Source organism: Mucilaginibacter aquatilis, from assembly GCF_009755275.1.
GTDB classification, from domain to species: domain Bacteria; phylum Bacteroidota; class Bacteroidia; order Sphingobacteriales; family Sphingobacteriaceae; genus Mucilaginibacter; species Mucilaginibacter aquatilis.
Genome location: NZ_WQLA01000003.1, coordinates 513,154 through 527,219 on the forward strand (window position 1 = coordinate 513,154; position 14,066 = coordinate 527,219).

A 14,066-nucleotide genomic window follows, 5' to 3' on the forward strand; every position below is an offset into this window, starting at 1 on the left:
CCGGATCAGTATAATGGTACGTTTACGACGGGATGGATATTATGCTGCTTAGCCGGGAACTGAACCGTTGAACAGAAAATCGCTTTATTCTGTTTAGCAGATCTGGTTTTATCGGGTTCTATACATGCGAGGTATAAGACTTAGCCAAATGTGATTACACCCTGACGGATACAATCAGATTTGGCTAAACTTTCGTGTCAGGCATTCATGAAAAGAAGGTTGTATGTAAATGCAAGGAATTGCTTCTCTGTGGTAATAAATCAAGCACGGATGATTACAGGGTAAACCCACAGCGGATGGCTTTTTTAATATTAAGAAGCGCAATACGTTTATTATGGTCCGTCAGGGATTTTTTCTCCGTCACCAGATCGTTCATAAACTGATATTCATAACCCTGAAGCTTTTTAGCTCTACGATCCCATGCAAGTACTTTCCCAAGCAGTTCAAGAGTGACATTGATATCCTCCTCTGAACTTTTTCCGGCAGCTTCATCAGGGTCATCCGTATAAAGGATTTCGGGTGCCCGTTCTGTGACGATTTCAAGAATACGGATGCCGGCCAGACGCTCAGTATCTGTTAGGAGTTTGTTATTGCGAATCCGCCCGACCAGGTTAAAGCAATGGTCCTGCTGCTGAAGCGAAAGATTTCCTGTTGCTTTGCCCCAGTCATCAATTTTACGCCATATAGCGGGAGGTACCGAACGCAGGCGCTCTGTATCTTCCGCAATTAATATCTGTGCGGCCTCATCTTCGGAAATCTTCTTTCGCTGACCGGATCTTTTGTCCGCGAAGTCGCCTTTCAGTGAAGAAAGGTCAATTTTAAAATCGATGTTTTTAAGCTGATTCCAGCAGTCTTCCTTTTTTGCCCATTCTCCATAAAGCGAACCGGGAGCATTGACTCTTATCCATGAATCAATATTACTCATCAGATCATACAGTGTTTCAGAAAGGTTCTCTGAAATCTGCTGCTCTTTCCATATTTTGAATAAATCAAGCTGATAATTTGTTTTATGAGCCAGCCATCCGATTGCATAGGGAACTGTTATATAGCGCATATCTCCGATTGCGTTCGGTTTAGTACCATATATTTTTTCGGCTGCCCTGAAAATAATTGCTTTTGCAACAAGATCCTCGAAAAAGATATTGTCCGGTACTGCTGTGGCTACAGCCATGAACTGAACGTAGTTTTTCTGATTACCTCTCACAACGGTCCAGGGACCTGCGGCGAGGGTACGTCCGGTATATTTCTCCCCGTAGGCATTCTCGTACTTGGCAATGTCTTCTTTGCTGAACACCTGGAATTTCGGGTTTTTAATATCGAAGGCTCTGGCTCTGGCATCTGTGAAGCCATCCTTGAGCCGGGCATTTTTATACTGCCCGCGGACACGTTCATAAAACCATCTGGTCTGAACAGATCTTGAATCATGGTGCGGTGTGAACAATGCACGGGATATTTTTTCAAGTTCCACATGAAAAGGCTTGTTGGAACTCAGGTCCGATACAGACACTTTATTTTGCGTATTGGCATATTCAGCGATACGGGAAACGATGCTGCCCAGATTGTCCTTATTTGTAACAAGCGAAAGTTTCAGCTGAACGTAAATGCCGGAAATATCTGCCTTATCCTTTTTAAGTGTGTGGTATATTGATGCGGTTGTCTGTCCGCCATTAACGATCTGCAGGTCTTTTACCGAGGCTATCACCTGACCTTTTCCATCTGCGGAGGCAGCTATCGTGACATCCTCAGCGGTGGCAGCAATTCCGTTATTAAAAGCAAGAAACATCTGGGGCTCGGTCATAATGGTTTTACGGATACCGTTATTTATTTTACCGGAAAACTGGAGAAAGGATCTTACATTCTGTTCCAGCAGACGTGCGCCAAAGCGTTCGTATATAACAGCAAGTGCATTGCCCGGTACAATGGCCAGATAGGACTGGTATTCGGTGGCCGGTCCCGGAGCAGCTACACAGGGAATCTCAAATCCGTCTTCACGGAAATTGATTTCGATCGGAATGTGCGACTTTACACTGATATTATATAAATATTCAAGGTCTACAATCCGGACGAAGACCGGATAACCTGATATATTAGCCTGCGCAGGAGGTTTACCCGAGTAAATACCGTCGGTAATAATGATTGCGTTAATCCGGACCAGATTTTCCCGCAGGTCAGAAGAAGTGCTGAGTGTGTGCGCAAACTGGAATATTTCTGAGGCCTCCTCAATTTCACCGGCATAATCCTTGTAAACAGCCTTACGGAAGAAATTGGTGATCCGTTTTACCGCGGTATCGACATCTTCACGTGCAATTTTCTGCGGTTCGTCATATCCTCTGTAAAGAGTTATGATGAGATCGACGGTTTCATAGTTTTCGGATATCGCATATCCGTTGATTTTATGCTGATTCTTCGTTCCGAGGGCCTTTTCATCATAGGACGGCCTGGCATTCTCGATTTCACCCGATTCACCAAGCAGGTTAAGAGCCCACTGGGTGAAGGTTTGTTCGAGTGTACCGCCGTTTTCGCCGGTCAGCTGGGTCGAGCGGACTTCACGTGATACCTCGGAATAAAACCGGTTAATACCGGCGCTTTCGTATAAATTACTCATGATGATCTAGGCTGTTTAATACTGTTGCTGAAGTTACCACATAATCCCGGCAGGACGAAATCATGACTGAATACTCGACATCCCCGATGCCGGAACGCAATTCATTTTCCTGAATTCTTGGAAAGTTCCCCTCTACTTTATAGAATTCCGCAGCGCGTATAAGATATCCGGTTTCTGTATAATGGTCACGGTCTTCATCACGATAGCCACCAAAAAGCAGTTTGGCGTTGAATCTGTTCAGGGCGGCCGCATTGGCAATAAGCGCCAGTCGTATTTCATCTACCAGCGCCGGAAGCGTTTCACCTGCATCCTGCAATACTTCCAGTGAAATATGGAAGAGGAAAAGATTACTGAGATGGGTTGGATCCAGCTGGCGGTCACCATTTATAAGTACGCTCTCGTGATTATTTCCTTTGGTCGTCTTTACTTCAACGGCGCACAGCCCCGCCTGAAAATCCCGGACCTGCCCTTCACAGCCCACCCACGCACTTACCCTTCCGAAATGGTCCGGCCCGCCATGTAAAAGAAAGAGCCTCAGGAAGTGAAGTTCTCCCCAGAGCCCACGCTGTGATTCCGGTTTAAGCCAGTCACCGGCGGCTTTTTTAAATAAGCCGTTCCAGTTCTCAAACCGGTTCAGCATTGTCTGTACGAGCATTTGTTCGGCCGTTATCGTGCGGGCGGAATTTATCAGGTCTTCACAAAGTATTCCGAAGATATCATTATGGTCAGGGTTGGTGAGTTTAAAAAGCAGCAGATTACGTCCGGCTTCACGTGGATGTGGTTCCAGTATAACTTCCAGATCCCTGAGTCCGTTATAAGGTGTCAGGTCCGGAGCCAGTCCGTTACTGACTGAGGCCGCGAGACATCTGTATTTCCCTGGCGACCTGAGTGCCACGAAAACATTAGGCAGGATTCCGCCTGTAAAACCCCTCAGCATAATGCCGGAGGTAAATTTCGGATCGTTTTCCTGCTGGCTCCAGATTTCCTTAATTGTCATCGTCATCATCTTCGTCCTGTTCGAATTCAAAATCCTGGTCAAAATAGGGCAGCAATTGTTCGGGAATCTTATATGACACCGCTGAATTAAAACGGCTTCCCGGAAAGCTGATGGCAAAAGCAACAACCGGTTCACTGAATGTTGCCGGTTCGTCTTTCAGGAAGGCTCCTTTCGGTTCCAGCAGGTAAATCATCAGTAGCGAAGTCGATGGATCGCGGATTTCGTTACGTACGATTTCTCCGTTGGGATACTGGGGAGCACCTTCCTTGTTTTTATCTATCCACATTGCAGTTGTCCGTTTCATCGCTTCCAGGTATTCTGCATCTTCAAGATCTATGAACTCATCTCTTGGACTGATCACGTGTGACTTGCGCAGATAATAATTTTCGGAAGTTGTGTTCATGGCATCTGCCGTCCGCAGATACCAGCCTGCACTCACGGCACCACCAATCATACTTGTATGTTTGTCCGGGTCAGCGGTTTTCTTTGATATAAGGGCCACGTTCCATGACGTAAGTTCCTTGTTGGTGAGCTGGAGATTGATAAAACGGATAAGATTTGAGGGATCAGCGGCCCGGAGGTTCTCCGAGAGTCTGAACCCGTGCAGAAATTCCAGCACCTTTCCGGCAGAAACATCCTTCCACAGGTAGTTGTCTTTTCTAACATTGAAGCTGCTACCAAGAGACTCTATAAAACCCGTGGTAATTTCAAGGTTCCGGAGAACGGTATCCCTGTTTTTGGACAGCTCATAGGACTCAATCAGACGCCCTGCCCATGATATGGTAATATCGACCGCTTTCCGGATTTTATTCGATGCAGATATCTGCAGAACCCCGGGATGCGTTCTTACTTTCAGCGCATATTTTTCAGGTGTCGCGCCGGCTACATTGGACATGTAATCGAATTCATCACGCAGTTCTTCCGAGGCGTGCGTAATATGACAGAACCATTCGTTGATATCCCGGCTGGTAAAAAGCCGGCACAGATCTGTGTAACCCGTCCGGTATCCGAACCAGCGGCCCATCTGCATGAGTGTATCGTACATGCGGGATGCTCTCAGATAATAGCTCACTGAAAGACCCTCGAGCGTCAATCCGCGGGAAAGTTTGTCTCCCCCGATGGCAATCACTGACAGTCCGCCTTTGTGTTCGTAATAATCCAGTACATCCTTTGAACCGCCGTTGATTTCCCGTACCTGGATCCTGGAGGCGGCATCATGTAAAACGGCAACGACATCCTCCCATGAATGAACCTGCATATGGTGATCGAGTTTACCCAAACCGTTGGCAAGAATCGTCCGGGTGGTTGTTATATAAGATCTGTTACCATCAGTGTCTGTTTCGAAAACCGCACGGAGTTCGCTTATAATCTCCGGGACGTTCTGTTCGATCCCCAGCTTGTAGTAAGACAGCAACTCATCGACCACCCGGAAAACGAGTTTCTGCCAGTTCTGAAAACGGGTGATGTGTATGAGCATCGAATTATGAACAGCTGACTGTCCCCTGAGCAGGCGTACAGCGCAAGTAATGATAAAGGATTTGACAGCAGTTTTGAGCGACTCAGGAGCTCTGCCCCGAAAATCAGTTATGTAATTCTGCTCGACAGCCTCATTGGTCTTCCAGATGGGCAGATCAGCTTTTTTGTGTTTGTCTGGTATAAATGTATCATAATCGTTGATACGGCGCACGACAGGAAGAACCGAATCAGAATCTCCGTCATCTTCAAGTACAGAAAAGCCAAAGACCCGGTCAGGTCCGATGTAATTGGACGGCGCGGGAAGGTTTATGATAAAGTCACGGGGAAAAAGCTGATCCTCCTCGATAGGAATAAAGATATTGGCGAAAGGCGTTGCCGTATAGCCTACGTATCCTGATTTTTCGAAGAGACCGATTACGTCCCGGATTAAGCGGTTGGTTGTAGTCGCAGGATCATCTTCCTTATTGGTGTTAATAGATGCCTGATCTGCTTCGTCATCAATGAGCAGCATTTTCTTTGAACGGATAACGCGTTTTCCGTCGGGCCGCTGTTCTGCCTGGGCTGAAAGCCATTTAACGAGTTTCTCCAGGCGGGGCTTTGTTTTTTTAGCTACAACGATAATGGGCTCATTGGTATGGAATGTAAGTGTTGTGCTGCCACCGATATCACCGCCGCTCGCGCTGGATGTGACAGAATGTACCGGAAGACGCTGACGGTTGATTCCTGCACCGATAGTATGCTCCCCCGTATCAAATGCTCTCTGAAACTGCGTGTCGAATCCGAGAAATCCTTCGTCAATCCGGAGCTGCGTCTGGCTGCGGAGGCTGTTCTGTGTTCCGGCAAGAACAATGATCAGGTTGAATCCGGCATCAGCAGCCTTGCTGATCAGTCCGGTATAATTCGACGTCTTTCCGGATTGAACCTGCCCCACAACAAGTCCGTATTTGGTGATTGCACCCGGGAGCACCGGATCAAACAGACCATCCAGAATACGTGAGGTCAGCCGGTCAGTCTGGGTGACTACTGCTGACGGCATACCTTTCTGCTCCAGCAGGTATTCACTGTATCTTTTCCAGAAATTCCACCGGATAGATGCTGTTTTTTCGTAAACCCATGGTTTTGGGTTTCGTTCAAGGACCTTAAAATCCTCCATCCGTATATTATAAAGGGACATCAGTTCCTCTCTGATAATATCACGACCAAGACCGGCGAATCTCGGATTGCAGACTACGTTATCTATTACTTCTTCAAAGCGTGCATCGTCTATAGAACCTGTAAGAGGCAGATCGGTTCTGGCAAAGCGCAGTGCTTCTTCCAGGGAATCCGGATTGTCGAGTATATCTTTAATTTCTGCAGCAAGTTCATCAGCGCCGACCGGCAGAATCTGTATGACTTTTTCGGCTGTTGAGCGGATGACCTCCCCGGAAAGGGGTCTTGGCATCCGTGATATCATCACCAATGCTGTTTTTACGGCTTGTTTGATCATTCTTGTAAAAGGTCTATAAGGTGTGGGTAGTGGTTGAAAGGTTCTGTGTTGATCAGTATTTTTTTTGCCTGATCGCTATCTGTACCGGTCGACAGGATATTTCTGAAAATCAGCTCAAGTGTTTCTCCGACCGGATTGCCGGCAGCGCCGTCGAACGGAGAGCCCTGATGCTCCGGCTGCTCCGCTTCCCTGATGTAAATTGACTTCACCGGAACGGTTTCTTCAACAAATCTGAGCAGCAGGTCAACCGCCCTTGACGGGTTTTCTGAGGCTTCCTGCATTGCTTTTTCGACTAACGGGTGCGTTCTGTTAATCTTAAAATACCATTTATCGCCTCGTTTGTGCTCTGCCCAAAGGGGAACGAAAGGCTGTCCCGGCGATCTTGAAATCGTTTTACCCCGGTGCCGGTAAACTTCGACGGCAATATTCCTGATTTGTCCGGCATACGCTTTCAGCTGGTCGCGGAGCAGCAGGGGCGGCCGGGCAACGGACTTTTTAATGTCTATCTGCCATTGTGCATCGAGACTGTTCGGTATATCCACCATAATACGCGCCAGTTTATAATGTTCCTCTTTACGGTACATACCCAGCCAATCACCGGCCAGCAGCAGGCGCTGATTACGGTAGATATAAAACCCCTGCTGCTCATTCCACCCGCGCGGCCCTTCAGCCGCCCGGAATTCGTCTCCTGATAATTTCGACTTGTGAGGCAGAACGTAACCTTTCAGGAAGACTTTTCCGTTCAGCAGATGTTCCTCAGGCTGAGCCTGGGTGAATTTATGAGTTGGAAGAAAAGGATTCCAGGGTTCAATGAGCCGGTCCTGAAAAAAAATTTTCAGTTTGCCGGATTCCATAAAGCGGTGGAAAACCATTGCAAGGTGACGTTTGACCTGATTCATGATATGCATGAATTTTTCCAGCGCGCCCTGATCGTCTTTCCGGAAATGCTGAACCAGCCTGTCGATATCATTCCATAGTATTGCCGTGCCGGACTCCAGCTGAGTGAGTCTGTCTGTTCCGGAGTCCTCCGGCCGGTACTTAAGCAGTTCCCAGCGTCCGGTTTCCCTGACAAAATCAAGATCCCAAGTCCACATAGCCGGCTCCCCGTTCTTACGGTGACTGGTGGCTGTCAGCTTCCGGCATTGTGAAAAGCTTGCTGTTTTAAGGCCCAGGCCAAACCGCCCGAGATCTTTTTCGCCACGCTCAGTAAGCGGATTTTTGCTTCCCGGACGCATGGCCTGAACCAGTTCGTCGCTGTCCATACCGGTCCCGTTGTCTGTTATGGAAAGCCATGTATCATTTCCTTTCCATTCAAAGTCCACCCATACACCGGATGCACCGGCGGATACTGAATTATCGATAATATCCGCGACTGCGGCCTCGATTGTATAACCTATAGCACGGAAAGTTTCAATCATTGAAGATGCTTCCGGCACCGCAGGCTCGGTTTCAAATAAACTATAATCCATTTAATAGAAGGCTGACAGCTGACCGGATGTGATACTCCAGTTTACCTGTATGGTTGTGATAATATTTTGTTTAGGTTTTAATTTTGAGGCCGGATTCTGAATCAGCAGAATTCTTTCTGCGCTTTTTACTGCTGCTACGACTACGAGATAATAGCTGTCGCCGTTCCGGAGAGCAGTTTCCCACTCCTTGCCGGTGAACCCGATCCCTCCTTCAGCCTCTCCGATACCTTTGACTTCAACAAAAAGGGAGCTGTTTTCTGTTTCTATTTCAAAGTCATACCCCGTGCCAAGCTCGCGGGTATCGATCAGCCTGCCGGCTGCAGGGAGCTTATGTACAGCATACCATTTCATGAAAATCTCTTCAGCCTTCCGGCCGGTCGGCCCGCGCGGTACAAATACAGGGGAAGACTTCTTTCTGTCCGAAGAACCCGGTACAGCAAGAAGTACGGCGATCGAATCAGCATTCTGTATCCCCCTGTTGAGTATTTCAGTGACAATTGCAAAAACATCATTCTCTCCCAGTCCCTCCATTGCTTTGGCAACCAGTTCACGGGATACAATCATTTTTTTCTGATACCAGCCGGCCCGGTTACCAAAAAGCGGGTCAAATTCGTCACGCATCTGTTTCAGCGTTGTCTGTTTGACGTCGAGTATTTCGGCAATAGCTCTGTGGGTTTCATTCATTGTGCCATAACCAAGCCTGGCATAAGCAACTTCATTAAACCTCGCCAGGTAATACGCCGGATACAATGCTAATTTTCTCCTGTTGTCCATAACTCCAGCTGATGATTTGCATTGATCCGGTTTAATAAATCTGAAACAATTACGGAGATCTGTCCGGCGAGCATAGGAGGCACAGCGTTTCCAACCTGGTGAAACTGCTGGGTTCTGCTGCCACAGAAAAAGTAGTTATCCGGAAAAGTCTGAATCCGTGCCGCTTCCCTGACGGTCAGACTGCGGCATTGTCCCGGATCATAATGAATAAAATAATGTCCGTCTTTGGAAATATGACTGGTAACCGTTGTAGCAGGCTCATCCGGCACCTGAACCCGGAAACGGTCATTAAACTTACCCGATTCTGCATTCTCATGATCAGGTAAGAGATCTTCGCCGAATTTCCGGTAGTCAGCCATCCGCGGAAACTTGTGAAAAATGCGGGTGTAAAGTGAAGCAAAGAGATAACGTTTGAGATCCTGCGTAAGATGGCCACGGGAGGAATGGTGAACTACGCCGTCAAGCCTGCTGTCATGATACCAGTTGTAATGCGGATGTGCCGGTGAGATTGTATCGGTTGAGATTTTGAGATACTCTTCACCGGTCGACTGTGGATAGACAGGATTAAAATCCACATCAACCTTCTGTTTTTCAAATGAGCTGACAAGCTCTCCGGTATATTTCAGAACCCTTTCTGACCAGTCAGCATATGAATCAGTAAGATTTTTATAAACTCTTTTCTTTTTAAAACCTGTGCCGTCAGGAACGATCTCACTGCTTACAAATTCGCGGTACAATCCGCTTCTGACCGGTGGCAGACCACCGATCACTGATTTCAGGTCTGTCTTTCTTTTTGTTCTGAGTATGTCAGGGCTCATATCTATATCTCCCCGCACACCGAGCAGAATAACGCGGTGCCGCTTCTGGGGGATACCATACATTTCTGATTTTATCAGATAATCGGAATCACTTCTGATATCATGGGTCACAAGCGAATAAATGCGGTAATCCTGCGATTCAGAGCCGGGAAACACGTGGCCGGGTCTGCGCAAGTCCTCAATAATTTTACTGAAAATTTTTTCGCCGTTCAGTTCTGCGGAAAGCAGTCCCTTTACGTTTTCCATTACGAACACTGATGGCTGATGACGTGCGATAATACGGAGATACTCTTTATAGAGATGTACACGATGATCTTCTTCAAATATTCCGCCGACACGTGATCGTCCGGCCATAGAATAAGCCTGACATGGCGGCCCGCCGATCAGCACCCAGTTTTTTTCATTACCAATACATTCACTGATGCGCCCGTCAATTTCCTTTTCAGGAGTCTGCCCGAGCGTCGCCTGCCACGCTTCTCTTGAAGCTTCGTGATATTCAGCAGGATATTGCTTGTAAAGGTCTCTGATGTCCGTTTTTTCCTTAAGAAACAGATAGTATTCTTCCGGGAATTCCCCTTTTGGAAACTGCCGCAAAAATGATCTCAAAGTAAGTGTCTGGTGAGCGTGAGCATCTTTCTCGATTGAAAGCCGGATCTTAAATACACGCTGATTGTTTTCATCCACAAGTGAACTGAAACCCTCGGCCAGACCACCCGGACCTGCAAATAAATCAATAACTGAGAAAGGCATATAAGATAAATGCACAAGATAAGAAGATTCAAAGACATTTTTGTGCATTTACATCCGGCAAATCACATGTGCCTTATATCCCTTACAAGCCGTGTGAGTGTATCCCTGATCTTATCTTTTTTCAGATCGCACTCCCATACATTCAAAACATGCCAGCCTGCCTGTTTAAGCGATTCAACCGATTTATGATCGTTGTCAATGTTTCTGTTGATCTTTTCAGTCCACCATTCGGTTCTCGTTTTCGGAACAACAAAATATCTGCAGCCGTCATGCCCGTGCCAGAAACAACCGTGGACAAAAATAACCGTACGATACCTGGGAAGTACGATATCCGGTTTCCCGGGCAACTTTTTATCATGAAGGCGATAACGAAACCCCTGAGAAAACAGGAATCTCCTGACCAGCATTTCCGGCCTGGTATTTTTGCCCCTGATACGGGACATATTAAAACTTCGTACAGCAGGAGAATGCACATCGGCCATACCAAAGTCTGACAAATCAGATGCCAGAATCGGGGATTACCGCAGATGGCAGCGGGATGAAAGTATCCAGCCCGGTCTCCTTTAAAAAGATTTCCTGCATAACACTGTAAATATCCGCGTGATTGCCTTCACAGACTTCAAAAGCCTGTTCCATTAACCGGTTTCTTAAAGCAGCCTCCTCGTTTGTATAGGTCGGCAACCCGGTATCTATATGGACATAATCCGAAAAACTATCATCCGGGTGTGCATTTACACTTTCTTCAATAAGACAATGCATAAAGGCAGCCACGTCCTGTAAGTCTTTAATTTCGGTTATCATGATATTCGGTTTTATCTGAGCATCCAGTTGTCATCGGCCTGACAAATTAAAATCTCCATCTCTCCATCACTTGTCGTGATATTCCTCGGCTCTACAGACGACTGTTCATCGCTGTAAATTTTGTCAGAATGATCCATAGCAGCCATTCCTGAATATCTTCCCGGGGCCATTGCATTAACGAAACAGTAGATTTTCCTCGGCTATTTAGGTGATATTCTTACAGCAGCAGCCGGTGTTTCTCCGGAAGCTCATGATTTAACAATTGACTATTTGTCCAGATCAGCGGTCATTCCACGATCTGATATAGTTCTCGAGATTTTCGCTGATCACTACGAGTTCATTTTTACGGACAGACTCCCGCGCTGCGGCATCCGGATACTTTACGTTACGCTGTAACTCTCTCAGATTCACAACCAGGATCTCCTCGTCGTCAGCAAAACCGGAAGGATCTTCAGCTATGATGTAAACCTGATCAGATTTTATATCAGGAACAACAGATACCATTTTACAGATCTGTCCGGGCCGGTCTGGTATCATTGACAAGTCCATTTACAAATCTAATTAAAGTAATTGATTAATACCTGGGCCACCCGGTTACAATGCGGGCAGCTCCTGGCTATATTAATTAATGTTTCCATGCACGGATCAACAGCGCTTACCTGTGTGCAGAAAAGTACTTTATCCGTGCCCTCCTCTGCGGTTGAAACTTCTTCTGTCGATATGCTAACTGTTTGATGATCTAAGCTTATAAGAGCAACCGCTGTGGACGAAACATTTATAACGCGCTTTCAGATCAGCCAAATAAAAGCCCGACAGCCAGCTTAAACCTGGGATCATCCTGCCTGTCCTGCGCCGTATACTGCAGTAATGCATGCACGGTAAACAGGGCCATGAACCCGCCGAACAACTGGTCAGCGAAGACCGGCGCACTTTTGCGCAGGTCTTTTGGATATCTGGCCATGACCTTCTGCGTTTCTCTCGCGAGTTCGAACCACATTTCTACGCCGAACATCTGATCTTTCCACTGCGCCGCAATGCGTTCCTGATCGCTTAGAACCGTTTCGGTCAACTCCCGGAGATACCCCAGAAACCGGGGTATCTCGCTGCTGAGCAGGCTGTGCAAAAGCCTTGCTTTCTGCACATTGTTCAATATAGATAAGGGTTGCATCACGTTAATTTTTAAAGATGTTTAACGCATCTGCACCCTGACGGGCAAAGTTCCCGCAAAGATCAAAGGCGACCTGCGCCCGCTGTTTAGCGGTACCATCCATGATCGACTTGAATTTAGCATCACCATCCTTGAAGCTGCGCACATTCTGGTAGTAACCCGTAATGGCATTGTACGCGCCGAACAACGTGCCGGCGGTCGTTTCCATCTGTTGTGTCGGGTTGCCCATTGCATAGGCAAAGGCATTATCTACGATATTGGTATAGGTGGTTGACAGTTTATCCAATAAACCCAGTTCCAGGTTGTTCAATACATCCTTATTGGGCGCCATAGCGACTTGTATCATCTTTTTCACCTGTTTATCAGTGATGCGCACCCTTGTCCAGTAATTAAAGAGTTCCTCCAGCTCCTGCGCCATCACATGCGAAATACCCATCAGCGTATGCGCCTGCTTTAAGCGGTCGTTTGCTGATGCGGTATGCCTGATCTTGATCCCATTGGTATGGTTGCGCATGGCAGCGTTGAGCGTGTTGTTACACACGATACGAGTCGGCGTAAAGGCTGCGGTGATACTGCCAAAACCATCATGGGAAGTGGTCAGAAACAAATACTGCTCGATCAAGTCTTCCTTACCCACTTTGATGTATTCCGGCAACCTGGCAGTAATAAATATCCGCTCTCCCCTTCCCAACGCACCGGCCGTCTCGTATCTGATCCCGCTGCCACCGCCCACGATGGCATCAAAAAACTGGAACGCGTCCGCATTCTGTACCACCGCGTAATCTTTACCGACCACACCCAAAACCGCGTCATTATCCGTGCGTACGGTCGCGTAAAAACCGGGGACTTCAACAGAGGGAAAAGCCAGATCGGTATCGACGCTGTCCAGCCCCAATGCCGCCCCATTGGTAAACAAAGGCCGTTTCTCCACAAAATAGTCTAATCCCGCGTACCGGATCGCTTCCGCACTTGTCGGACAGTCTTCAACGATCTGCCCCAAACCGTGCCATGCCTTTTCCTTTACACTGAAAAAGCTGTGTTTCTCTGTCTCTCCGTTATAAAAAATATTGTGTGCCATGATCTTAAATCTGAAATGTTTACTGATTGCTTAGTTGCCTTGTGCTGCCTGGTTCTTCCTGTCCTTTTTATTTTTCGCCTTTACCGCATCTGCCTTTCGCGAAGCACTAAGCAACCTGATCTCGTTCGTGTAAAAGTTCAGGCTCGCCATCGGCTCCCCGTCACGGTTTACCCACGGTCTTGCGCTGATATGCCCGAACAACTGCACCAGTAAACCTTTGGTCAGGTAAGGCGCTACCGCATCGGAGCGCCAGTAAGCGCAATCAATAAATGTGGTGTCCTCTCTCTGTTCACCACCCGATACATACTTACGGTTCACCGCTACCCTGAAATTAGTGACCGTCCGGTCCCCTTCGATGTTCCTTACGGCAGCATCTGCTACCAGTCTTCCTGTGATCTCCATGACCTTTAAATTTTAAGTCGTTAAAAATGAAATGAACTACTCTCCTTTCCCCTTTACCTGTGCGACCCTCCCGGATAGCTGTTTTTCAAAAGAAAAAACGGTAAAAAAGAAAGTCAGAAGAGCGGTCGTAAAGGCGGAGCGGGAGAACTATAAGTCCCGGAGGGTGGCCGGAACAACGTGGAGGCCATTATGCGTTCGTACGAAACGGCTGACCGAACTTGACGCCGCTTTTGTCCGTTTTC

General features: G+C 47.3%; 12 protein-coding genes. All 12 read right to left on the reverse strand.

What is annotated here, in order from left to right; all coding sequences use genetic code 11:
- Positions 1–274 precede the first annotated feature (274 nt).
- Positions 275–2,605, reverse strand: a complete 2,331-nt coding sequence (locus tag GO816_RS09995; RefSeq protein WP_157541689.1) for an AIPR family protein — start codon at positions 2,603–2,605, stop codon at positions 275–277.
- Positions 2,598–3,611 carry a PD-(D/E)XK motif protein gene (locus GO816_RS10000; RefSeq protein ID WP_157541691.1) on the reverse strand — a complete coding sequence of 338 codons (1,014 nt, stop codon included), beginning with the start codon at positions 3,609–3,611 and terminating at the stop codon, positions 2,598–2,600. The genes GO816_RS09995 and GO816_RS10000 overlap by 8 nt, the downstream gene beginning before the upstream one ends.
- The gene (locus GO816_RS10005) at positions 3,592–6,564 is read right to left on the reverse strand and encodes a Z1 domain-containing protein (RefSeq protein ID WP_157541692.1); all 2,973 of its coding nucleotides are present in this window, start codon (positions 6,562–6,564) and stop codon (positions 3,592–3,594) included. The genes GO816_RS10000 and GO816_RS10005 overlap by 20 nt, the downstream gene beginning before the upstream one ends.
- Positions 6,561–8,033 (reverse strand): ATP-binding protein, encoded by a 1,473-nt coding sequence (locus GO816_RS10010; protein WP_157541694.1) that lies wholly within the window; start codon positions 8,031–8,033, stop codon positions 6,561–6,563. Before GO816_RS10010 ends, GO816_RS10005 begins: the two co-directional genes overlap by 4 nt.
- Positions 8,034–8,807, reverse strand: coding sequence for a DUF3883 domain-containing protein (locus GO816_RS10015; protein ID WP_157541696.1), 774 nt, complete (start codon positions 8,805–8,807; stop codon positions 8,034–8,036).
- Positions 8,786–10,423 (reverse strand): DNA cytosine methyltransferase, encoded by a 1,638-nt coding sequence (locus tag GO816_RS10020; RefSeq protein ID WP_232336541.1) that lies wholly within the window; start codon positions 10,421–10,423, stop codon positions 8,786–8,788. The genes GO816_RS10015 and GO816_RS10020 overlap by 22 nt, the downstream gene beginning before the upstream one ends.
- A 14-nt stretch (positions 10,424–10,437) precedes the next feature.
- Entirely contained in the window at positions 10,438–10,857 is a 420-nt protein-coding gene (locus tag GO816_RS10025; RefSeq protein WP_157541698.1) for a very short patch repair endonuclease, read from the reverse strand.
- A 16-nt stretch (positions 10,858–10,873) separates the two neighbouring features.
- Complete coding sequence (locus GO816_RS10030) at positions 10,874–11,176, reverse strand: hypothetical protein (protein ID WP_157541699.1); 303 nt, start codon at positions 11,174–11,176, stop codon at positions 10,874–10,876.
- Positions 11,177–11,455: 279 nt separating this feature from the next.
- Positions 11,456–11,713, reverse strand: a complete 258-nt coding sequence (locus GO816_RS10035; protein WP_157541700.1) for a hypothetical protein — start codon at positions 11,711–11,713, stop codon at positions 11,456–11,458.
- Positions 11,714–11,969: 256 nt separating this feature from the next.
- Entirely contained in the window at positions 11,970–12,344 is a 375-nt protein-coding gene (locus GO816_RS10040; RefSeq protein WP_157541701.1) for a hypothetical protein, read from the reverse strand.
- 4 nt (positions 12,345–12,348) lie between these two features.
- Positions 12,349–13,422 carry a DUF932 domain-containing protein gene (locus GO816_RS10045; protein ID WP_157541702.1) on the reverse strand — a complete coding sequence of 358 codons (1,074 nt, stop codon included), beginning with the start codon at positions 13,420–13,422 and terminating at the stop codon, positions 12,349–12,351.
- A gap of 30 nt (positions 13,423–13,452) precedes the next feature.
- Positions 13,453–13,824, reverse strand: a complete 372-nt coding sequence (locus GO816_RS10050) for a single-stranded DNA-binding protein (protein WP_157541703.1) — start codon at positions 13,822–13,824, stop codon at positions 13,453–13,455.
- Between the last annotated feature and the right edge of the window lie 242 nt (positions 13,825–14,066).